At 43.9% G+C, this 22,626-nt stretch carries 17 protein-coding genes; 10 read left to right on the forward strand and 7 right to left on the reverse strand.

The features are described from left to right. Positions 1–189: 189 nt before the first annotated feature. A complete protein-coding gene (locus ACFI6L_RS06685) occupies positions 190–3,360 on the reverse strand; it encodes a TonB-dependent receptor (RefSeq protein ID WP_462573639.1) in 3,171 nt (1,056 codons plus the stop codon). Between the two features lie 385 nt (positions 3,361–3,745). Here ACFI6L_RS06685 and ACFI6L_RS06690 point away from each other — a divergent pair, with 385 nt between their 5' ends. From ACFI6L_RS06690 to ACFI6L_RS06710, 5 genes are all read left to right on the forward strand, one after another. Further along, positions 3,746–4,639: a type 2 periplasmic-binding domain-containing protein gene (locus tag ACFI6L_RS06690; RefSeq protein ID WP_462573640.1), complete on the forward strand. Its 894-nt coding sequence runs from the start codon at positions 3,746–3,748 to the stop codon at positions 4,637–4,639. Next, entirely contained in the window at positions 4,639–5,592 is a 954-nt protein-coding gene (locus ACFI6L_RS06695; RefSeq protein WP_462573641.1) for a hypothetical protein, read from the forward strand. The genes ACFI6L_RS06690 and ACFI6L_RS06695 overlap by 1 nt, the downstream gene beginning before the upstream one ends. 188 nt (positions 5,593–5,780) lie before the next feature. Next, complete coding sequence (udk, locus tag ACFI6L_RS06700; RefSeq protein WP_014950808.1) at positions 5,781–6,404, forward strand: uridine kinase; 624 nt, start codon at positions 5,781–5,783, stop codon at positions 6,402–6,404. 12 nt (positions 6,405–6,416) lie between these two features. Continuing rightward, positions 6,417–7,628: a NupC/NupG family nucleoside CNT transporter gene (locus ACFI6L_RS06705; RefSeq protein ID WP_014950809.1), complete on the forward strand. Its 1,212-nt coding sequence runs from the start codon at positions 6,417–6,419 to the stop codon at positions 7,626–7,628. Between the two features lie 169 nt (positions 7,629–7,797). Continuing rightward, positions 7,798–8,637 (forward strand): isopenicillin N synthase family dioxygenase, encoded by an 840-nt coding sequence (locus tag ACFI6L_RS06710; protein WP_014950810.1) that lies wholly within the window; start codon positions 7,798–7,800, stop codon positions 8,635–8,637. 55 nt (positions 8,638–8,692) lie between these two features. On the opposite strand, the gene ACFI6L_RS06715 is transcribed toward ACFI6L_RS06710, so the two are convergent. Then, positions 8,693–9,847, reverse strand: a complete 1,155-nt coding sequence (locus ACFI6L_RS06715; protein ID WP_462573642.1) for a tetratricopeptide repeat protein — start codon at positions 9,845–9,847, stop codon at positions 8,693–8,695. Between the two features lie 285 nt (positions 9,848–10,132). On the opposite strand from ACFI6L_RS06715, the gene ACFI6L_RS06720 reads away from it, so the two are divergent. The 3 genes from ACFI6L_RS06720 (at position 10,133) to ACFI6L_RS06730 (ending at position 12,396) form a co-directional block, all read left to right on the forward strand. Continuing rightward, complete coding sequence (locus ACFI6L_RS06720; protein ID WP_462573643.1) at positions 10,133–10,639, forward strand: fasciclin domain-containing protein; 507 nt, start codon at positions 10,133–10,135, stop codon at positions 10,637–10,639. A 222-nt stretch (positions 10,640–10,861) separates the two neighbouring features. Next, entirely contained in the window at positions 10,862–11,281 is a 420-nt protein-coding gene (locus ACFI6L_RS06725) for an MAPEG family protein (RefSeq protein ID WP_462573644.1), read from the forward strand. Between the two features lie 134 nt (positions 11,282–11,415). Further along, positions 11,416–12,396, forward strand: a complete 981-nt coding sequence (locus ACFI6L_RS06730) for a GGDEF domain-containing response regulator (RefSeq protein WP_462573645.1) — start codon at positions 11,416–11,418, stop codon at positions 12,394–12,396. 32 nt (positions 12,397–12,428) lie between these two features. Here the strand turns inward: ACFI6L_RS06730 and ACFI6L_RS06735 are convergent, their stop codons facing one another. The 4 genes from ACFI6L_RS06735 to ACFI6L_RS06750 form a co-directional block, all read right to left on the reverse strand. Beyond that, positions 12,429–13,118 carry a 3'-5' exonuclease gene (locus ACFI6L_RS06735; protein WP_462573646.1) on the reverse strand — a complete coding sequence of 230 codons (690 nt, stop codon included), beginning with the start codon at positions 13,116–13,118 and terminating at the stop codon, positions 12,429–12,431. Between the two features lie 4 nt (positions 13,119–13,122). Next, complete coding sequence (locus ACFI6L_RS06740) at positions 13,123–14,952, reverse strand: putative nucleotidyltransferase substrate binding domain-containing protein (protein WP_462573647.1); 1,830 nt, start codon at positions 14,950–14,952, stop codon at positions 13,123–13,125. Between the two features lie 98 nt (positions 14,953–15,050). Further along, on the reverse strand, positions 15,051–16,757 hold the full coding sequence (locus ACFI6L_RS06745) for a sodium:solute symporter family protein (RefSeq protein WP_014980378.1): 1,707 nt from the start codon (positions 16,755–16,757) through the stop codon (positions 15,051–15,053). 3 nt (positions 16,758–16,760) lie between these two features. After that, the gene (locus ACFI6L_RS06750; protein WP_014950817.1) at positions 16,761–17,027 is read right to left on the reverse strand and encodes a DUF4212 domain-containing protein; all 267 of its coding nucleotides are present in this window, start codon (positions 17,025–17,027) and stop codon (positions 16,761–16,763) included. Positions 17,028–17,284: 257 nt separating this feature from the next. Between ACFI6L_RS06750 and ACFI6L_RS06755 the strand changes: the two genes are divergently transcribed. After that, the gene (locus tag ACFI6L_RS06755) at positions 17,285–20,728 is read left to right on the forward strand and encodes a PAS domain-containing hybrid sensor histidine kinase/response regulator (RefSeq protein WP_462573648.1); all 3,444 of its coding nucleotides are present in this window, start codon (positions 17,285–17,287) and stop codon (positions 20,726–20,728) included. A 47-nt stretch (positions 20,729–20,775) separates the two neighbouring features. Here ACFI6L_RS06755 and ACFI6L_RS06760 read toward each other — a convergent pair whose 3' ends face one another. After that, positions 20,776–21,399, reverse strand: a complete 624-nt coding sequence (locus ACFI6L_RS06760) for a mechanosensitive ion channel family protein (RefSeq protein WP_014950819.1) — start codon at positions 21,397–21,399, stop codon at positions 20,776–20,778. Positions 21,400–21,675: 276 nt separating this feature from the next. Between ACFI6L_RS06760 and rimK the strand changes: the two genes are divergently transcribed. Further along, on the forward strand, positions 21,676–22,581 hold the full coding sequence (gene rimK, locus ACFI6L_RS06765; RefSeq protein WP_014950820.1) for a 30S ribosomal protein S6--L-glutamate ligase: 906 nt from the start codon (positions 21,676–21,678) through the stop codon (positions 22,579–22,581). The last annotated feature ends 45 nt before the right edge of the window (positions 22,582–22,626 follow it).

The raw sequence follows: 22,626 nt of genomic DNA on the forward strand, positions 1-22,626 counted from the left end.
TTGCGAGCATTTAAAAAATATTCTCGTCAGTTAATTCGTGTAGTGGAAGGACTTAGATCATAAGCAAAGGCTATGCGCGGTAAGTAACAGATGTTTGAGATAAATCGCAGGCATAAAAAAGTGCCACTTCCTGTTAAGGAGAGTGGCACCTAACACTACAAACTGTAGCTGAAGTACTATCTATCGCTATTAGAAGCGGTAGTTAATACCCACGCGTGCAGACCATGCAGAAGCTTCAGTATCAATGCGCTGTCCACGTGGTCCATCAAAGTTTGTGAAAGTATATTGACCGTCTGCAAACTCAGCATCTACAACTGGCTCATTATACTCAAAAGGAACTTGACGTAGCACGCCCCACTGGTCGTTCAGCAAGTTACCTAGGTTACGAATAGCGAAGAAGATTTCACCTGAGTGACCATCCATGAAACCAGGGATTTCTTGTGCAACACGGAAGTCCACACGAGAAACCCAATCTGAGTCTTGTGCATTTCGGTCAACGATAGTGCCACGTGAGCCCTCTAAACCAGCATCTGCAATGAATCTATCAAATGCAGCTTGGTCAAAATTTGGCCCATAATTTACTAGCGGATCGTTTTCTAGAGGTACGTAAAGAAGGTTACGATCTTCGAAGAAACGTTCATCACCAAATCCTGGATCGCCGTCAAATGTATAGCTAAACACTTGACCACTACGACGAGTTGCGAATAGGTTGAAGCGTGTTGCATAACCGTCAAAGAACTCATGCGTATAGCTTAGGTTAAGCGTAAAGCGGTGTTCGATTTGATAGTTACTAGTAGCAACTTCAGGGCTCTGAAGATCAGTTACAGAAAGGTTACCGTAGTTCGAACTAGCAGTAGAGCTGTTCATCGGGCTACCTTGTTCAATATCTTGATGAGAGTAACCAAATGTTGCATTAAAGCCGTTATCAAACCTTTTCTGAGCAGTGAAGGTGTAAACCCAACCACTACCTTCATCAGGATTGTTTGTTAACAGGTAATCAGTGCCAGAACGACCACAGTTAGAGCTTGATGGATCAGCTTGGCAATCAGCGTCTAGTGCATCAAAATCTTGATAAACTGGGCGACCATCCGGTGCCGTACCAACAGTGCGAATATTAAGCGGAATAGTCATCGCAGGATTCTTTTCGCGAGTGTAAATTACGTCAGCGGTTAAAAGTAGACCATCGTCTAATTCATGTTGAATACCAATGTTATATTTCCATAGCGCTGGCACTTCAAAGTCTGGGTCTAGCGCATTTACAGCTCCATCACCACCAACAAAGAACTCAGGATCAATTGATAGCGCTGGTAATTCAAAACCAAAGTTAGCTGTATTTGTACCATCAAGTGCTGCAAGAACTCGAGGGTCTGTAGAATCACCTTCAAGCTCCGAACCACGGATAGAAACACCGTTGTTTGAATAGTTGTTTGACAACCATACATTAGGGTTGCCACCAGAGAATAGACCTACGCCACCGTAAATGAATGTTTCATCATCGTAGATGTAGTTGAAACCTAAACGAGGTTGAATTAAGTCAAAATCTGGACCTTGCGCATTTGAGAAACCATAGCGTTGTTCAAAACGGCTGTTCTCAATAGGATCGCTATCAGAAGTGTACTTATCATAACGTAGACCTAACGTTAGGGTTAGATCTGCATTTACCATCCAACGATCTTGGAAGTAGGCAGTAAACGTGCGGAAATCAAACTCAGCAGCACCGTCATTTACATCCAATGATGGAGGAATGTTGTATTCAATACGGCTAGCTTGCTGGTTCTCGAAGTCTTCTAAAGAGTCGAATTCAAAGATACCCTGGCTACCTGGAACAAATAGGTTGAATACAGAAACATTTTCGTACTCGATACCAGCTGTAAATTCGTGGTCGCCTTCAAAGTAGTTAGCGATGAATACATAGTTGTCTGTATCGTAGTTCAACTGGTTAGCTTGACGGAAGCGGTCTACACCAAGACTCACGTCAACACCTGGCGCTACGTCAAAGATAGTAACGTCGCCGAAATCAGGCTGTGAAGAGCCTGGCGTTTGACCATTTACTACTTCTGCGCGGTTTACACGGAACTGAGTAGAAAGCTTAGAGTTCCAGTCAGAGAAAATCTGAACACCGTAAGTCGTTAACTCGTTTCTTCTTTGGTAATAACGATCAGAGAACGCAAAGCTATCGTTACCCAAACCTGTTGTAGAAAGTGTGAAACCTTTCGTGTTTTGATAGGTAATTTGAGCTCGGTGATCGTTATTGATTTCCCAGTCAATTTTCGCAAGCACTTTCTCTTCTTCAAGATCAAGAGCACTTAAAACGTCACCAACTTGATAACCATAAACATCGCTAGCAATGCTTGATACTCTGCCTAAAATTTCAGACGTTAGGCCTTCAATTTCATTTAGTACTGGAGCTCCTTCAGGTCCAAACTCGATAACGTCTACTGGCTCATGTTTTTCAAAAGCACCGAAGAAGAACAACTTATCTTTGATAATAGGGAACCCTACAGTACCACCGTAGCGTCGTTCGTTAAAAGCTGGAACAACGAATTCGTTGCTGTCTACTTCGTCGCCCTGAAGAGAGTCGTTAGTGTAGTCGAAGAATACGCTACCGTGAACTTCATTGGTACCAGAACGCGTAACCGCATTGATAGTACAGCCAGTGAAACCGCCATAAAGAACATCGAATGGTGCTAGTTCTACTGCAACTTGATCAATTGCATCAAATGGGAAAGGAAGACGCTCAGTCGGGTATCCGTTTGCATTTAAACCAAAGTTATCATTCTGCTTTACGCCATCTACAGTCAGACTGTTGAATCTGTTGTTCACACCTGCACAACCAATTGCGCCAGAATTCGTAGGGTCGATTGATATACGAGGGTCAATGGCGATTACATCTTTGATATCACGATCAACGTTTGGCTGAGACTGAAGTTGTTCAAAGCCAAAAGAAGCGCCTGGGCCTGTTGCTTCAGTCATAACACCAGATGCGTAACCGCTAACAACAATGCGTTCTACATCTGCTGGTTGAAGTGAAATTTCAATGTTTGATGTCTCACCTAGGGTCAGAAAGATATCTTTAACCGTACGTGTGCCTTCACTGTCAGTAACGCTGATAGTGTAAGGTCCACCAACGCGTAGACCACGTGCACTGAACGCACCGTTACTCTCAGAGTTGTAGGTACGAGATTGACCAGTACGAGTATCTGTGACAGTGATAACCGCACCCTCGACGATGGCACCGCTTTCGTTCACGATAGTTCCGCGAACACCAGATGACGTTTCTTGCGCCATTGCAGTGGTCGACAAACCGATTGACAGCGCAACCGCAGCCGCAATGCGGCTGAATTTAGCTGATGAGCTCATGTGTGTGTTTCCCTTTTTGTTTAAAATTCTTTTTTTACACGGTCTAGTGTAGTGCAAAAATAGCACATCTTGACCGTGCTTAAACCCGAACATGACAAATTGTCGTAAACATTCGTGTCAGTTTTATTACAGTTTTACATTTTTATTTAACAGCAATCGCCCGAGGCTACTGAGTTTGAAAATTATTTCTTGACCACATGGTCAAGTTAATTTACTTGTTATTATTATTGTCTATCCATAACGATTAGCTGAACCTATTCTTGACAGATATGCGACTAATAAACAGCGTTTAATAAAAATCAGGTTTACCCATAAAAATAATTTAAAAATCAAATATATAACTCTTTAAAATAAACTTACCTATTGCAATAAATAACCTTAACTGATGAAATCACACTATAAATCGTTAATTCATTTGGTCGTTTTTTTGACGAATTTCAGAATTGTTGCCTCCGGGAAATGGATAATTTTTATTATCGCTGCAGTCACCTGCGGTGCGGTGAACTATTTCCAACACTCAGTCACATACACTGATATCGCCCCTCAAACCGGTCAAAATATGAGCTGCAAGACAGACCTTGTGGGAAATTTCGATGTTTTTTCTGTTTATGTAACCGACGGCAGAATAGCTGAGATGGCAAAGGAGAAACTGTGCAGCGACCAAATTATTAAGCGTCAATTCGGCGAAGTAAAAATAATCATCGGACAAAGCGATTACGACACGTTTCGTTATATCAATCACGGCGTTGTCGATTTGGCGTTGGTCAAGAGCAACGTAGTTGATGCTTTCGGAGCAGATCAGATTTACGGCTTAACTAAGATCGCGTCGCATCCTAACTATTCTGCATTTTTCATTGCTTTACGAGAAAGACCCGAACTTTCAAAAGAGTACCTTTTAGGAAAGCGCATTGGCTTATTGGACTATCCTAGCAGTCGCTCAGGCCATATTGTACCGAAGACTGTGATGCAAGACTTAGGGCTGAGCGACAATAATGTCGATATTGTATATTTTAGCTCGCATCAAGAACTAAGACGCGCGCTGCTTGCCGGTGATGTGGACATTATTTCTTCTTACTGGGCTGAAGAAGATAAAGAAAGGTTTTCACGAAACTACGCCACGCCGCTTTTAGAGAGCGTAAGCGGAATGCAATGGTTTTTGAAAATGCAAACGCAGAATACCGACTTGTTTTGTGCAATGCAGTCAGTCGTTCACGATATAGCGATGTCTCACCCCAGACCCTATTACAAAACTATTACATTGGAAGAGGGGTGTAACTAATGGGTAATAAAAAGGTTTATTTCAAGTCCAAGCCCCTAATTGCTATTAACGTTTTAGCTTTAATAGTAGCACTACAATGTGTGGCGATAACCGCACAATATTTCTCATACCAATCTTCTGTTCATCAAGCGCTTGATAATGTTCAGCGAAGAATTAGTTTAGATAGCGCCTTTTTAGATGTGGGTAATAAAACACTTAACACGCCAGTCAATCAATTCGCGATTCACCGATATCTGAGTAGATTGAACAGCAGCCTCAAAGAAGAAGACTATCCAGTTCTGGTAAAGGGTATTCAAGGTATAGAAACGAATTCTGAAGACTTCAGCCCATACCCCGGTAAACTGTCTTCGCGTTTCGTTAATGCTGAACAAGACATTATCGTCGAACTTCGTCATAAACTTCCTTCAAGCGCCTTAACGTTCAGTTGGATTGCTTTAATTGCGTCACTCTTTGTAGCGCCGCTATTCTTTATTTCAAATAGAACAAGAAAGGCTCGCAAAGCGCTTGAAGAAGTCATCCCCCCTGCACCTAAGCTTGTAATTAATTTAAAAGACAAGACCATTTCTAATGGTATAGACGATAAAGTGGTTACGCTCCAAAACAAGCCGTTATGCTTTTACACTGCTTTAGTCAAATATTGTATAGAGTACCCACACACCCCTCTTCCTCCGCATAAGGATGTACCTTCTGAATTACTTACGCTAGCGAACAGAAGTTTTGGACGGCTTATTGAGCTTGGGCATACTAAGCGCAAACGCCCTGATTTCAATGCGAACTTGGACAAAACCCTAAGTGAAATAAGAGCCGCCCTTGATGAAGTGTTTTCGTCTTACAACGAAGAAAAAGAGAACTATTATCCGCCTCGTGCTCAGGGAGAAGGTTCGCGTTCAAAGCAACACTCTTACGCATTGCCACCGATAAAAGAAGAGGATATCGAAATTATTGGTAATTAATTAAAAACTGACCAATTGGAGAACTTTTTTGTATTTGAGGCGAGTTTAAAAAAAAGCCCGCAATACCTTGAAAACACAATAAAGTTCTAGCAAAGACCGCGCCCAAAAGTAATAACTTGTGAATATAACATTGATTCGCGAGGCCTAAACGCGTATCTTTGCACCAACAAAATCAGCTTTATAGTACTATGCAATCGCCACTAATTATTGCCATTTCTGGAGCTTCCGGCTCTGGGAAGTCTCTTTTTACAAAAAATTTGTTTAACGGCTTCAGTGCTCAAGGCCGCCCTGTTCAAGTGCTGCGTGAAGATCACTATTACCGCGCACAAGATCATCTTCCCATGGAGCAGCGTGAGAAGAATAACTACGATCATCCCAATGCGTTTGAACATGAGTTATTAAAAGCACACTTGCAAGCATTGCGTGACGGTCAACCCATCGACTACCCGCACTACTGCTATAAAACGCACACTCGTTTACCGGAAACGGAGCGCCTAAACCCCGCCCCAGTCATCATTCTTGAAGGCATTATGTTGCTTGCTCGAACAGACTTGTTACCCTTGTACGACGTGAAAATTTTCATCGACACTCCTCTTGATATTTGTTTGATGCGCAGAATGATGCGCGACCTAAAAGAACGCGGTCGTAGTATTGAATCTGTGGCAAAACAGTACGAAGAAACTGTTAAGCCTATGTATCATCAATTTATCGAACCTAGCCGCTTCACTGCCGACGTAGTAGTGACGCAAGGTGGCAAAAACCAAATTGCATTAGATGTGATCAAATCACACATTCAGCAAGCGCTTCTTTAAGGGAACATTACTATGGTGAGTTTACTGGGCATTGCAGTCCTTCTGGGTATTGCCTTCGCGTTATCATCGGCGAAACGCAATATAAATTGGCGCACCGTTGGTGGCGCATTTGCTATTCAAGCATCCGTTGGCGCGTTTGTCCTGTATTCTGAACCTGGTAAAGAAGTATTGTTGAGCGCAACGCGTTTTGTCGCCAACATCATTGCTTATAGCCAAGAAGGCATTAATTTCTTGTTCGGTCCTATTGGTGACAAGTCGATCGCGTTTATTTTTGCCTTTAACGTGCTTCCAGTTATCGTGTTTTTCTCGGCGCTTATTGCCGTTCTTTATCACCTCAAAGTAATGGGTTTGATCATCAAGGTTATCGGTGGCTTTTTACAGAAAGCGCTGGGAACTAGCCGACCTGAATCCATGTCTTCTGCTGCCAACATTTTTGTGGGCCAAACAGAAGCGCCTCTTGTGGTTCGCCCTTTTATTCCACACATGACGAGCTCTGAGCTATTTGCCATTATGGTGGGTGGTTTGGCGTCAATTGCTGGTTCAGTAATGGCGGGCTACGCTGGCATGGGGGTAGATCTTAAGTATTTGCTAGCAGCTAGCTTTATGGCTGCGCCAGGTGGCTTACTTATGGCAAAAATCATGTTGCCAGAAACCAGTAAGCCAAATGAAGATTTACATGACGTAGATGCGGAAGATACCGGCTACGCCAATGTATTTGATGCAGCCGCCAGTGGCGCTGCATCAGGCATGCAACTTGCGTTAAACGTAGGTGCAATGCTACTCGCTTTCATAGCACTTATTGCCATGTTTAACGGCCTTATTGGCTGGACAGCAGGATTATTTGGCTATGAAAACGTGACGTTTGAAGGGATCCTGGGTTATGTGCTTCAACCTCTTGCATGGGCAATCGGCGTACCATGGGAGGAAGCGCAACTTGCAGGCAGCTTTATTGGTCAGAAAATGGTAGTTAACGAATTTGTTGCCTACCTAAACTTCCTAGAGAACCAATCACAGCTATCTGAAGCATCTCAGGCCATTATCACCTTTGCACTTTGTGGTTTTGCAAACTTCTCTTCTATCGCTATTTTGATGGGTGGAATTGGTGCCATGGCACCAACACGCAGAAAAGAAATTGCGAGACTGGGGTTAAAAGCTGTTATTGCTGCAACGTTATCTAACTTAATGAGTGCCGCGCTAGCGGGCTTTTACCTCTCTCTTGGTTAAATTTCATTAATTTGGACCAGTTGGTCAAGATTTTACTAGACTAACTGGTCAGGTTTCTGTAAATTACGCGCAAATTCCTCGCGGGGTTGATTTATGTCAATTTCTGCGACTTTTTTCTGTAGCCCGTCTACCTTTATAATGCCGCAGTCAAAATATACGGGATAAAGTTATGCAATTAGTTGCTGTTGATTACCAAGCGGAAAACGCACAAGAAGAATTCGTGAAGTCACTTCGCGAGACAGGGTTCGGTGTTTTAAAAAATCACCCTATCCAACAGTCATTAGTTCAAGGTATTTACGACAATTGGCAGGGCTTCTTCGACAGTGAAGAGAAGAACGATTACCTGTACAACAAGGGTAAACAAGACGGATTTTTCCCTCAGAGCGTATCTGAGGTAGCCAAAGGCTTTACGAAAAAAGATATTAAAGAGTATTACCACTTCTATCCGTGGGGTCAGTGTCCAGAAGCGCTACACCCGCAGATTTCCCAGTACTATGGGGAAGCAAACACACTAGCGAAAGAGCTATTGGGTTGGATAGAAAAACATTCTCCTTCAGAGGTGAGCGATAAGTACAGTCAACCGCTGGGTGACATGATCAAAGATTCTGATCAAACCTTGCTACGTATACTGCACTACCCACCACTAAAAGGTGATGAAGAAGTAGACGCAATTCGCGCAGCTGCTCACGAAGATATTAATTTGATTACTATCTTGCCTGCAGCCAACGAGCCTGGATTGCAAGTACAAGCTAAAGACGGTAGTTGGATTGAAGTTCCGTGTGATTTCGGCAACTTGATTGTGAATATTGGCGACATGCTTCAAGAAGCATCTGGCGGATACTTCCCATCAACTACGCATAGGGTTGTAAACCCAGATGGTGCTGACATGACGAAATCTCGTATTTCATTGCCGCTGTTCTTACACCCTAGACCAGATGTTGTTCTTTCAGAACGTCATACCGCAGGGTCATACCTGCAAGAGCGCCTTCGTGAGCTGGGCGTTATATAAATTAAGTTCCTTTTGTAGTGTTATTCTTTTGCCGCAGCTAGTCTGCGGCTTTTTTTTAACTGCTTGCTAACGTTGCCAGTTTTGACGAATAGCGTTGCTTTTCTTGCTCATTGGGCGAATACCTGACCGCTCGCTCTAGATAACGTTGAGCTTCACTTACATCACCTAACTCGTGATAGGCCTTTGCCATCCCAAATAGAATCTCATGGCGCGCGTTATCAAGTCTTAGTCCTCTTTCGTAATGAACTATTGCCAATGCAATATCACCTGCCTCAAGCGCCTGTTCTCCTAAAATGTAATGGTAATATGGATTATGCTTCCGCTTAGCTTCTACCATTTGGGTTATTTTTAAAGCCTCGTCATCTCTATCTTGATAAGTGTAAAGAATGGATAAATTTTCCCATGCGGTTAAGTTTTCTTCATTTAACGATAGTGCGTGTTTGTATGTCATTTCAGCCTGCTCATATTCATCCACCATCCTATAAAGCACACCTAAGTTCACCCAGCTCTGCTGAAGTTCGGGAGCGACTTTTGCTGCTGCACGAAAATAGCTGTAGGCCCGAGTGTAGCTGTTCGCCACTAAGGCATCCGCTCCTTTGTTGTTGTAATACATTGCTATTACTTTGTTTTTGGAAACGGCATTTCTTGGGAAGTAATTTCGCAGCATTTGTGGATCAAAATCAACGTCTGCCCACGTTCCTCCCACAGCTGCAACAGGACTTTCATTTGGCAATGAGAGTCGAAGGTTAATGTGCCCATTCAGTAAGCTATACCCTTCTCGTCGTGTCCAGTATTCCGGAATTTCCACCTCGTAAAATGTTGCATTGAGTCCAACGTGTTCTGCCAAAGCGTACGTCATAATAGAAAGAGACAGGCAGTTCGCGGCTCGGTTATTAAATGTTGTATTTGCCGTTGTATTTGCACTGTTACGATAAAGCATCCCATGATCAGAATGATCGAAAATTGCTTTTACTAACCCTTTTACATTCTTTTGCAGGATACTTTTTTCGTAAACTGCCCTTTCGGCAAAAAACTGTGCGTCTTCGTCTAAGTAAAAAATTTCATCTGAAGACTCTACGGGAAATAACGTATAGGAAGGAAAGAGACTGTCATTTAACAAAGTGGGCGCAGCTTTTACATGCCGATTATCAGTAGATTGGCAAGCGGCAAGCACTATGCATAACAAAGGAACAGCGAGTCGAGCATTCATAATAGGCACCTTTCTTATTTACTCGATAGATTAAGTATAGCAGCGCGCCTTGAATTTACATTTTATTTACAATTCACTTTAAAGCTCGTTCAACGCATAATTTTACTCGCTTACTTAGGCACTCAAACATTGCGACTTGGCATTACACAAAGTTAATCATCAAATTTCCCTGAAATGCCGTAACAATTCTCAATTCAGTAGCTTTCAGTGGCGTAGGTCAGTAGTTGGCGAAACAAAGGATGTTGAATTTCACTTAACGTAATTTAATAGATAAAAGGAAAGAGTATGAAAAAGTTAATTAGTGCGTTCTTCTTAGTTGTATTGAGTGCCTCAGCGGTTGCTGGCCATCATGCAAAGGATGGCCATAAAGATATTGTCGATACCGCAGCAAGCAACAACATGTTCTCAACACTTGTCACCGCAGTTAAGTCTGCAGACTTGGTCACTACACTAAAGGGAGACGGGCCATTCACTGTTTTCGCTCCCACCGATGAAGCTTTTGCTGCACTCCCGGCAGGCACCATTGAAATGCTATTGAAACCTGAGAATAAGCAAACCCTTGTTAAAATTCTCACTTATCACGTAGTAACGGGTAAAGTCACAGCAAAAGATGTAGCTGGGCTATCTGATGCCACTACCGTCGAAGGAAGCAAGGTAATGGTCTCAACTGATATGAATAAGGTTATGATAAACGACGCAAATGTTATCAAAGCCGACATCATGACGAGTAACGGTGTTATTCACGTGATCGATACTGTGTTGCTTCCAAACGATGTTAAAGCGGCGCTGTAATCCCTCTTGCAACGAAAAGCGCTGGAAACGAAAGCACTAAAAATTAGTGCTTTCGTTCATCGATTTATGCATGTGCTTCGATCTCTTCAACAAGTCTCGGCGTAGAAACGTTAAACAGTCAATTGGTCACGGGCATGTTTAACATACGCATGTTTAAACAGGCCTTCGTTGTCATCTAACCAGTCGTCTGAATCCATTCAAGGAATAAAGAAAGGAGTTCACGTGTTCACAGTCTACACATATAGTATTGCGGGCCTTTTGCTTATAAGCTTTACCGTTTTCGTGCAAAACATCGTTGCCGCTATCGCTCACAGAAAACAGTCTCGCTATATTCCAGGGAAAGTCAGCGAGGAATTGAGTCATGATAGTTTCGTATTCAGAAGCCACAGAACATTTCACAATTCGCTCGAAAATATTCATCAGTTTACGCTCCCAACTCTTCTTTGCATTTTTCTTGGCGCATCAACCAGCATACTTGCAGCACTTGTTTGGATTTACGCGCTAAGTCGCATCATTCATATGGGGCTGTATTACGCAATCGCTACAGAAAAAAATCCAAGCCCAAGAAGCTATTTTTATATGATAGGCACGCTGTGTACCTTCGGCGTATTTGGTCTTGCAATGTTTAATTTGTTTTCTTAGGAACGATATAAAGTAAGAAGATAAGAGTGAAATTGAACCAAATGGTTAAATATTAAACTTTTGGTTAATCCACATTTTCTAAAATTAGGCGTACTCTTGAACCTGAACACTCACCTTTGTGTTTAGGAGTACTTGTGTATATTGAACAAGTTGGCGACCGAACTTTAGCAGATTGCAAAGTACTGATTGTCGACGACCAAGCCAGCAGCAGACTTGTTCTGGAAACTTTACTTGAAGACACATTTGCCTGCGCCTCTGTGGGCTCAGGTAAAGAAGCAATTGAATATTGTAAGTACCATACGCCTGACCTAATCCTCATGGATGTTTCAATGCCCGAAATAGACGGGCATCAGACCACCGCATTGTTAAGAAAAAAGCCGTTGTGTGCTCACATTCCTATTATTTTCGTGACCTCTTCGTCAAGTGATGAAGAAGAGTCGAGATGTTGGGAATCAGGCTGCGTTGACTTTGTGGTGAAGCCTGTAAACGCTTGTACCCTACGCAACCGTGTAAAATCACACATCAATCACAAGCTTAGAAACGATTTGCTCGAAAAGCTTATCTATGTAGATAAGTTAACAGGTGCCTACAATCGCCACTATTTAGACGACTATTTACCCCGTTTAGTGAGAGATGGGTTACGTAACGTTACTCCTCTCTCCTTGGTTATTTTTGATGTTGATCACTTTAAACTATTCAATGATATGTATGGTCATATAGATGGCGATAGCTGTTTGTGGAAGGTCAGTAAAACGATTAACGACGCCCTACTTCGACCTATGGACAAATTAGTGAGAATTGGCGGTGAAGAGTTTTTGGTTATTCTGCCTAACACCGATGTAGACGGCGCGAAGGCCGTCACTGAGCGCTTATTGCGAACGGTTTATGACCTGAATATTCCTCATGCAGCTTCTGAGTATGAACGCGTTACGCTAAGTGCAGGCTTAGCCGTCAAGCATGCTGATGACAATAAAACTATAGACTACGTCATGTTAGAAGCAGACAAAAATCTGTATGTGGCTAAAACCTCTGGACGGAATCAACTCGTGGCGCCGACAGCAGTAAGCGCTGGCAAAATAAAAGCACCGAGTCATCCCACAAAACTCAAGGCCTAAGCGCTATAGCTAGAATTGCCTTGTCTTCGACGCTAGTGCAGTACTCCAAGCCTAAAACGGCCAACAGCATTCGTATGAGCCAAAGACTCGAGTGAATTCTCCAAAGTAATTCCCAATTCATTTAGCTGGGCGTAAAACAACTGCATTGTCGCTAGCGCGTCATCTAGTGCGTTGTGTTCAGGAAACGCGGGTAAGTCTAACCGTTGCCTACAAACCGTTAGCGTTGCACTATTACTCGGTAGCACCTGATGTTGTTTGTTTAACTGATAAAGTGCGAGCTGAAGCGTATCAATATAGAGCACTTCCAACTGCGGTAATCCACACCGTTTGAAGGCACTATCAAGCGCCATCAAATCTAATCGCGCATTGTGAAAAATTAGAACATGTGTCTTCAGTAGTGGTAGCAATGAATTGATGGCGTCTGCTAAGCCTTCGCCTTGTTGCAAAATATCTAAGGTCAATCCGTGTATTACAGGGCTTTGTCCTAAGTCCGCTGACGTATTAATAACGTGATAGCCACTGGAGGAAAGCGTAATTTTTCCAGCTGAACCACTTACATAACCAATCGATGTAATTTGAGTTGTCACAGGGTCTAACGATGTGAGTTCTAAATCAACAGACGCCAAAGGGGTGTCGCCCAACGTTTTATCACGTAACGACTTTCTGAATTGACGATTCCCAAACAGTACCGATGCACAGGCTTCGATTATTCGCGTTATCATGGGGTTAACTTACGCCGCCAGAGAACTTCATAACCATTGCTTGATTGGTTCGCTCTATAGCCTTGAATGCGGCTTTTAGCTGATGCTTTTCTATCGATGATAAACTTGAAACCGACACACGGTTGTCCGTTACTTTATTTTCCAACTGATGACGCCAACGCAAACGATTTAAGAACAGCCAAATATCACGTAGGTTAGTCGCATCTCTTTTTGAGAGCTGTGAACTTTCCGATAGCGCGTCTAGCCGGGCAAGTGTATTAGGCAACGTAACGCCATCAGCTAGCGCGTATATGCGGGCGATATTGTTGATTAAGGCCACGGCTCGGGTTTTAAGGTCGATCACGTCCTTCTCTTTACGGCCTTTTTCATAAATGAACTTTTGAAACATGGAAAGCGGAACCGATATTTCGTTACTATTTCTCGTAAGCGCTGCTAAGAACATATTTTGCTTCATCAAGGGGGCCCTTTGACGCTGCAACTGCTTAAATAAACTTATATCCCCGGCTGCGCAGCGAACATCGAGAAAAATATTAAAGTGCATAATCGCATCTTTAGTTGGTGCTTTTACCCATCGCTTAGCTTCTTCAATGGCTTCTTCAAGCGAGAGTCTAAGCTTAGGATTGCTCGCCATGATATTACCATCGCACAGTTTAATGCCGCATTTGGCCAAACCGTTACACACATAATCAGCCATTTTTGCGAAATATTCTGCTTGCGTTTCGCTTGGGCGCTCAGCAAGAAGCAATCCATTGTCTTGATCCGAACCCATCGTCTGGTCTTCTCTTGCCTGTGATCCATAAACAAGCCACGCAAACATCATGGGGGCTTTCCCGTTAGCCTGTTGGAAAAAGCCAATAAGCTTTCTTGTCATAATATCGGTAGCTTGAGATAAAATTTTGCCAGCAATGTCATAGTCCCCTGCTTTTTTCGCATGAGCAGAGAAATAATGCGGTAACTGCCAGGATAGCCGTGTTAATTCGTAAAGGTTCTCCGCTTTGCTTAGCTCTCCAATAATAAAAAGAACATTACCACGCTGATGACGAATAATATCGCTGGCTGTCACCATACCCAATGGCACAAGGGTTTGCTGGTCGATAACGGGGAGGTGATGAATGTTCCTTTCGGTCATAAGCGCCAAGGCATCAAATAGCGTTCTATTTCCCATTATCTGCGCAGGATTAGGCGTCATTATATGGCTGACTGGAAGATGAATATCGAGAGAGGCGGCAACCACTCTTGAACGTAAGTCTCGGTCGGTGATAATGCCAATAAGCTTATCTTCTCGTGTAACCAGTAATGACGATACCTTTTGATTCGTCATGATCTGCGCCGCCACTGTTATTGAGGTTTCTACATCCACCGACACGGGAGACTTATTAATAACATCCTCAAGCCCTTTATAAAGCCACATGGAGTTGCTATGGGAAATAGCATGGTTTTGAAGGGCATTATTGCGCAGCCCATCAAAAAAATTTCGAATTGCTGGCAGTTCAAATAACGGAGTAACAGCAGACGCTTCAAAACAGTAAACCAGACCTGGACTGTCTACACTGATGCTTAATGAAAAATTACGTTTTTCCATTATATTGGTGTAGCCGAAATAGTCCCCCTCACTTAAATGGCGTAAAGGGGCATCTGAATCTTGGACGGAAAACTGTCCATTTTGAATAAGAAAAAGTGACGCTTTTCCCTTTTGCAGGTCGCCCACATTATCCGCTGTCAGGTAAATCAATTCGGTTTGTTTTATTAGCTCAAGCTTTTGCTCTTTATCCAGTATGTCAAAAGGTGCTGAAGTGTTGAGAAAGTCTTCAACTTGTTTGGCCATCGCAGTCATAGGTAATGTCCAGTTCACAAAAAGAAAAAACCAACCTACTCACTTTCGCCAGTAGATTGGTTTTATTTTGCTAAAGCCTATCTTAAGGCAACATTAGTTTAGTGCGCTGATGCTTCACCCGCACCCTTAGGATAACGAATGCTTTCAACCAGTTCTTGGATTTCTTCTGGCGCTTCATCTGTTGCTTTGAACACAAGGAAAGCCACAATGAAGTTCACCATCATACCTAAGGTACCAATACCTTCAGGAGAAATACCAAACCACCAGTTGTCAGGCGTATTGGCCGCTGGGTTTACAAATTTGAAGTAAATAATGTAAGCCGCAGTGAAGGCAATACCTGAAATCATACCAGCAATAGCACCTTTATCGTTCATGCGCTTGCTGAAGATACCCATAATAATTGCCGGGAAGAAACTCGACGCCGCTAAGCCGAAGGCAAATGCCACCACCTGTGCAACAAAGCCTGGCGGATTGATACCAAAGTAACCGGCTATGACAATGGCCACCCCAGCAGCAAGTCGCGCATACATGAGCTCGGCTTTATCGGTAATGTTTGGCATAAAGTTTCGTTTCAATAAATCATGGGAAACAGAGGTTGAAATAACCAGCAGCAAGCCTGCGGACGTTGACAATGCTGCTGCCACACCACCCGCTGCAACGAGTGCAATAACCCACGCAGGTAAGTTCGCAATTTCAGGGTTAGCCAATACCATGATATCGCGGTCGACTTTCATTTCGTTGCGCTCGTCACCCGAATAGAACATCTTGCCATCACCGTTCTTGTCTTCATATGAGATAAGGCCAGTTTGTTCCCAGTTTTTAATCCACGACGGCGCTTCTTCATAGCTGGTTCCCGTCATTTCAGGTCCATTAATGGTTTCGATCATATTCACACGGGCAAACGCTGCTAGTGACGGTGCTGTGGTATATAGAATTGCGATAAACGCTAGTGCATAGCCTGCAGATTTACGCGCATCGTGAACTTTAGGCACAGTGAAGAAGCGAACGATTACGTGTGGAAGACCCGCTGTACCTACCATTAACGCAAAGGTGATAAAGAATACATCAATGGTACTTTTTGTTCCTGAGGTGTATTCGTTAAAGCCTAACTCGACAGATAAATTATCGAGTTTCTGCAGCATATGCACCCCCGAACCGTCTGCTAAGGTTGCACCAAAGCCGGTTTGCGGCAGGATATGTCCTGTTACCATCATAGAGATAAATACCGCAGGTACAATGTAGGCGAAAATCATTACACAATACTGTGCAACTTGCGTGTAAGTAATGCCTTTCATACCGCCAAGTACGGTGTAGAAGAACACGATAACCATACCGATAACCACGCCAGACACAATATCAACCTCTAAGAAGCGGCTGAATACCACACCTACGCCACGCATTTGACCTGCAACGTATGTAAAGCAAACGAAGATTGCACAAAATACAGCAACCGTACGCGCGGTTTGTGAGTAGTAACGATCCCCAATGAAGTCAGGTACCGTGAATTTGCCAAATTTACGTAAATAGGGAGCTAAACAAAGCGCAAGTAGAACATAACCACCTGTCCACCCCATTAGATATACTGCACCGTCATACCCCATAAATGAGATAAGACCCGCCATTGAAATGAACGAGGCTGCCGACATCCAATCTGCTGCCGTTGCCATCCCATTCATAACGGGAGGTACGCCGCCACCTGCAACGTAAAAATCGTTAGTTGAGCCTGCGCGAGCCCAAATAGCGATAGCGATATAAAGCGCGAACGATGCGCCAACGATGATAAACGTTAAAGTTTGAACGTCCATGATTTACTCCTCATCTACGCCGTAGCGTTTGTCCATGGCGTTCATCTTCGCCATGTAGACAAAGATCAATGCAACAAATACGTAAATTGCGCCCTGCTGCGCAAACCAGAAGCCTAATTTAAAGCCAAAAAATTGGATTTCATTTAAGATATCGACAAAAATAATGCCGGCACCGAATGATACGATAAACCAAACGACTAAAAGCTTGGCGAGAAGAGCGAGATTCTCCCTCCAATACGCTTTTTTGTCCTCTTCGTTTCTAAATGCCATTGTTTCACCCTCATGTCAGGTTAATTGATTGTTATGATTTTACATATTCCTAACGCCCGGCTTTGTTAACGTTATTGCTGCGTGTTACGTGATTAAGGAAAGACAATCACAAGCAGCAAAGTCAAGCATTTAGGAGCTCGCGTATTACTCTAGACCTGCCTTTAAAAATTCAAAATGAGACCATGGTCGTAGGTAGACCATGGTCGAAATGATTATAATAGCGACAGCATTGTTAAAACTAAGTTAAAAGGAACGTTATGGTTTTTGGTTGGGTAACACTTGCAGTACTGTACCTCTTCTTGCTGTTTTCACTGGCGAGTTGGGGTGAAAAGAACTCGCCCACCGCTAGAGCACTAACGTCACATCCCGCTATATATTCGCTGGCCCTCGCTATTTATTGTACCGCATGGACTTTTTTCGGCATGGTAGGCCAAGCAAGTAGAGACACCTGGATTTACCTGCCAATCATGCTTGGGCCTATTCTCGTTTACGTCTTGGGTTATAAGTTTATTTACAAGTTAACCCTCGTCAGCAAGAAGCAACACATCACTACCATTTCCGACTTCATCGCGTCGCGCTATGGAAAGCGCCAAACCGTAGCTTTGGTAGTTACGCTTATCGCGCTCCTTGCCACTATTCCTTATATCGCGCTTCAATTAAAAGCAGTGGGCGCTACTTTCCAACTTCTTACTCAGCAGCCTAACAGCAACGGCATTATTATTGCCGCCACTGGCTTCATCGCGGCATTCGCAATATATTTCGGTACCCGGCAAACGGACGTCACCGAATACCGACGGGGCTTGATGCTGGCTATCGCCTTCGAGTCGACCATTAAATTGCTGGCGTTAGTGCTGGTTGCCATTGTTGGTTATAGTGCGTGGAAGCGCACCCAGTCTGGTCCATTCTTCGAAAGTTTCACCAATGAAATAGCCTTGGCGCAGTTTGGTTCGTTTACTTTCATCGCTCAAACTATCATGGCGGCAGCGGCCATTGTTTGTTTGCCTAGGCAGTTTCACGTTGCCATTATTGATAACCTAAGCCTAGGTCATCTGCGCACGGCAAGGTGGTTATTCCCTCTCTACCTGACCATTATTTCAGCGGTAATTCCTATTATTGCCATTGCAGGCAAAGCCATTTTTGCTGGCGCTAATATCGAGCCCGACTCTTACGTACTGTCGCTGGCTGTATTTTCAGAGTCAGTTCTTCTTCAAGTGATTGTCTTTGTAGGTGGGCTCTCTGCCGCAACAGCTATGATCATTGTAGCAACACTCACACTGAGTACTATGCTCACCAACGATGTGATTCTGCCGCGCATTCTTGCATTTACAGGTAATACCGATGACAAACAGGACGTGTCGAGCAAAATCAGGCTTATTCGCCGTATCGTCATCGCGTTTATCTTGCTTATGGCGTTTTTGTACCACCAGCAAATGACCAGCAGCCGCTCGCTTCATTCAATTGGGCTTATTGCGTTCTCGTTAGTTATCCAGCTTATGCCAGCCATTGTTGGCGGACTTTACTGGAAGCGCGCGCATGCGCACGGCGTTTACGCAGGGCTAATGGTGGGATTAGTGATTTGGGTGTTGTGGCTCGTGCTTCCCATTGTGAGCGAGCAAGTTTCACAAATGGAACAAAACGAACTCATTAGCCAAGGCGCTATGATTAGCCTAGCGGCAAACAGCTTTGTTTACATACTCTTTTCACACTTTGCACCGCAGCGTCTTATCGACAGAATGCAAGCTGAAGCCTTTGTGTCTCCTGCCATTTCCACTAACAATACCGTTAAAGCGCAGGCAACTAACGTGACCGTCTCCGATCTTATAACGCTATTGTCGACCTTTATGGGATCCGGTCGTTGTGAACAATTGTTGGAACAATATCAGCAACTCAATAATTGCCAATTAAAGCACGACGATACGCCGAATGAGTCGTTTTTATCATTTTGCGAACGCGCCTTGGGTGGCGTTATTGGCGCATCGAGTGCCAAAGTACTGCTAGACAGCGCATTGCGTGGTAAGAAGATGGACTTTACCGAGGTTATCAACTTCTTCGATGACACAACGCAAGCCATGCAATTTAATATGACTGCACTACTCACGTCACTTGAAAACATGGACCAAGGCATTAGCGTAGTCGACAAACATTTAAATTTGGTAGCGTGGAATAAACGCTATGCCAACCTCTACCCTTACCCTGATAACTTGTTGGCAGTAGGTACGCCCATAGAAAAGCTTATTCGGTATAACGCTTCACAAGGTGAGTTCGGCACAGATAACGTAGACGGTGAAGTAGAAAAAAGGCTGGCTCATTTGCGCTCTGGTATGCCCCATCGCTTCACGCGACAGCGAATGGATGGACGGGTTATTGAGATGGTAGGTAATCCTTTACCTGGCGGAGGCTTCGTAACAAGCTTCAACGACATCACCGGACACGTGGAAATACAGCAAGCGCTTGAAGAATCAAACATTGACCTTGAGGCTCGTATTAAGAAGCGCACTGAAGAAGTACACTCCATAAACGCCGAGCTTCGACTTGAAATAGAACGGCGCTCTGATGCCGAGAAAGAACTGATAAGGGCACGAAAGGCTGCAGAAGATGCCAATGCCAGTAAAACCCGCTTCTTGGCGCTCGCTAGCCATGATGTTTTGCAGCCGCTAAATGCGGCCAAGCTCTACGTGAGCGCCCTTGAAGAACAAGAACTGACTGAGTCAGCGTTAGCCATTATTCAAAAGCTTAGCCATAGCGTGACGTCTAGCGAAACACTCATTGGCACTTTGCTGGATATTGCACGCTTAGATCAAGGTGAAATGAAACCCGATATTGAGCCTATTGATGTAAGGACCCTGCTGTCACCACTTGTGGACGAAATGGCGATGCGCGCGCGGGAAAAAGGACTTAGTTTTAAAGCGATTATACGCCCGTGCTGGGTAAAGGCTGACAAAACGTACTTATACCGAATAACGCAAAACTTGCTTTCAAATGCGGTGAAATACACGGAAAATGGCCGCGTCTTGTTCATTATCAAGCCTGTCAAAGACACCGTTTATTTCAAAGTTATCGACACTGGCATTGGCATATCTACCGATAAAAAAGACAGCATTTTTGGTGACTTTTTCCGCGCAAACGAAAGTAAGGAACACGGTATTGGTCTTGGCTTGGGGGTTGTTCGACGTTTAAGTCTGCAGTTGAACAGCGATATTAGTGTTACCTCGAAAATAGGCAAAGGCAGCTGCTTTGCGTTTAGCTTGGATAAAGCTGAGCCAAAACAGGTATCCAACGTTACAGCAAAGCCCCGCAGTACAACATTTACAGGCATGGACGTGCTTTGCGTGGACGATCAAAGAGAGAACTTAGATGCCATGCAGACCCTATTACAGAAATGGGGAATCAATGTGGTGCTTGCGAACAATTGGGATGACGCGTTGAAAGTCTGTGAGACTATTCAGCCTCAAATCTTACTCATGGATTATCAGCTCAGTCATGACAGCGAGAAAAATGGGCTAGCTTTGATTGAAGAGATAAGACATCGACTTAATATTGTGGTGCCAGCAGCGCTTATAACGGCGACACCAGATGAAAGCTTAGTTACACAGTGTAAAGCCCAAGGCGTAAACTTCTTAGCTAAACCGCTAAAACCAGCGAAACTGCGCGCACTACTTCAAAGTATGACGCGCTACATTAGGGAGGCGAAAAACGTGTAGCTAGTAGCTCGCTGCAGGTTTTTCGCTATATGAGTAAGGAAAGACGTCTAGAGTAATTCGTCGTGTGGTTTACTTTCTTCAATTTTAACCACCGGCGTCTCTACGCTCGACTTTGCCACCACTTTTCCCATTGCTCCCCACTTCTCTTTAGGGTTGAGCAAAACAGGACGGGTTAAAATCAGGTTGTTAGGATACATGAGGGTTTCACGCTCAGCGGTAAGCAAGCGCGTGCTAAACGGCCCTACATCGGCAATCACACCTTCAATGAAGTTATCGCCGTCGAGAATGCGCACATAATTACCTCTGCGATAGGCTACGTTTGTGAGCAAAATAAAGTACGCAGTGATGTTACTGATGAGTGACCAACTAGCAAAAAGCGCAACACCGGTTACCGTGATGATAGAAGTGGAAAGCACTAAGAGCCCAGAAAAATCGATCCCCCATGCTAGCAACAATAAGGCTAACGATACTGTAGCAACAATAACCCGTGCAGCAAAAAGCCCTTTAATAGCACTATTTGATTTTAGCTTTGACTTTACGATGTTGGTTTCTAATTTTGGCAGCAACTTACGAGACATCGCCAAATAAATTAGTAAAACCAAACCACTCCACACGACATTTGACTGGTACTGAGTTAACCACGCCAAAAACCCATGCCACCACTCATTCATTAACCCAAATCCTTACATTTTTTCGTTAAGCAGACTGACCTTAAATTCTGATTTTACGTTAAAAAGGCCAACGCGCTCTAATGCTAACGTGAAAAACAGTCAAGTTCATGCATTAAAAGCAATCGACACAACAAGAATTATTCGTAAGACACCCCCGAACACTTACATTAGTATGCGCGCAAAAATGACTTGTCTATTTAACAATCACGTTCTAACGTGGTAATAGATTGGTCGATAAAACGACAAAATAAAACACAAACTACAGGCTTTTTTATAATGCGCATTGCAATTCTTTCTAGAAATCCTCGTCTTTACTCTACTTCACGCTTAGTCGAAGCTGGGCAGGCTCGCGGGCATCAGGTTGACGTTATCGATACCATGCACTGCTACATGGATATCACCAGTGCGCGACCGTCAGTTCGCTATAACGGTAAGCGACTACCCTATTACGATGCAGTGATCCCGCGAATTGGCGCATCGGTTAGCTTTTACGGCACATCGGTCGTTCGCCAATTTGAAATGATGGGCACATACAGCCTTAACGAGTCGGTTGCTATCAGCCGCTCTCGAGATAAATTGCGTTCGTTGCAGCTTTTATCACGTAAAGGCATAGGTATGCCGAGAACAGGCTTCGCACACCACCCTGACAAAATCGACGATGTTATTAAGACGGTTGGCGGCGCCCCAGTGGTTATTAAGTTACTTGAAGGCACGCAAGGTATTGGCGTGGTATTGGCAGACACGCAAAAAGCGGCAGAGTCGATCATTGAAGCCTTTATGGGTCTTAACGCCAGTATTTTAGTGCAAGAGTTCATTAAAGAAGCGGGCGGTGCAGATATTCGTTGCTTTGTGGTAGGTGGAAAAGTTGTAGCAGCGATGAAGCGCCAAGCAGCACCTGGGGAATTCCGCTCTAACCTTCACCGCGGCGGTCAGGCAAGTTTAGTTCGCCTAAGTCCAGCGGAACGCAAAACAGCGGTAGATGCGGCTAAAACGATGGGACTAAATTGTTGTGGCGTAGATATTCTTCGTTCGAACAACGGTCCAGTCGTTATGGAAGTAAACTCTTCGCCGGGCCTTGAAGGCATTGAGAAGGCGACCAATAAAGATGTCGCCAGTATGATCATCGAGTTCATTGAAAAAAGCGCAGAGCCGCACAAAACAAAAACCCGTGGAAAGGGCTAGCGCCCTTTAACCTTTGCTATGCAATAACGTAAATATAGGAAAACG

Source organism: Alteromonas sp. G4i35, assembly GCF_054960375.1.

Bases quoted from the DNA above. Each gene is read 5' to 3' on its own strand.
- ACFI6L_RS06715 (WP_462573642.1), bottom strand. From the start codon at position 9,847: ATGAATGCTCGACTCGCTGTTCCTTTGTTATGCATAGTGCTTGCCGCT.
- ACFI6L_RS06750 (WP_014950817.1), bottom strand. From the start codon at position 17,027: ATGGCATTTAGAAACGAAGAGGACAAAAAAGCGTATTGGAGGGAGAAT.
- ACFI6L_RS06710 (WP_014950810.1), top strand. From the start codon at position 7,798: ATGCAATTAGTTGCTGTTGATTACCAAGCGGAAAACGCACAAGAAGAA.
- udk (WP_014950808.1), top strand. From the start codon at position 5,781: ATGCAATCGCCACTAATTATTGCCATTTCTGGAGCTTCCGGCTCTGGG.
- rimK (WP_014950820.1), top strand. From the start codon at position 21,676: ATGCGCATTGCAATTCTTTCTAGAAATCCTCGTCTTTACTCTACTTCA.
- ACFI6L_RS06740 (WP_462573647.1), bottom strand. From the start codon at position 14,952: ATGACTGCGATGGCCAAACAAGTTGAAGACTTTCTCAACACTTCAGCA.
- ACFI6L_RS06745 (WP_014980378.1), bottom strand. From the start codon at position 16,757: ATGGACGTTCAAACTTTAACGTTTATCATCGTTGGCGCATCGTTCGCG.
- ACFI6L_RS06685 (WP_462573639.1), bottom strand. From the start codon at position 3,360: ATGAGCTCATCAGCTAAATTCAGCCGCATTGCGGCTGCGGTTGCGCTG.
- ACFI6L_RS06720 (WP_462573643.1), top strand. From the start codon at position 10,133: ATGAAAAAGTTAATTAGTGCGTTCTTCTTAGTTGTATTGAGTGCCTCA.
- ACFI6L_RS06705 (WP_014950809.1), top strand. From the start codon at position 6,417: ATGGTGAGTTTACTGGGCATTGCAGTCCTTCTGGGTATTGCCTTCGCG.
- ACFI6L_RS06690 (WP_462573640.1), top strand. From the start codon at position 3,746: ATGAAATCACACTATAAATCGTTAATTCATTTGGTCGTTTTTTTGACG.
- ACFI6L_RS06760 (WP_014950819.1), bottom strand. From the start codon at position 21,399: ATGAATGAGTGGTGGCATGGGTTTTTGGCGTGGTTAACTCAGTACCAG.
- ACFI6L_RS06755 (WP_462573648.1), top strand. From the start codon at position 17,285: ATGGTTTTTGGTTGGGTAACACTTGCAGTACTGTACCTCTTCTTGCTG.
- ACFI6L_RS06735 (WP_462573646.1), bottom strand. From the start codon at position 13,118: ATGATAACGCGAATAATCGAAGCCTGTGCATCGGTACTGTTTGGGAAT.
- ACFI6L_RS06695 (WP_462573641.1), top strand. From the start codon at position 4,639: ATGGGTAATAAAAAGGTTTATTTCAAGTCCAAGCCCCTAATTGCTATT.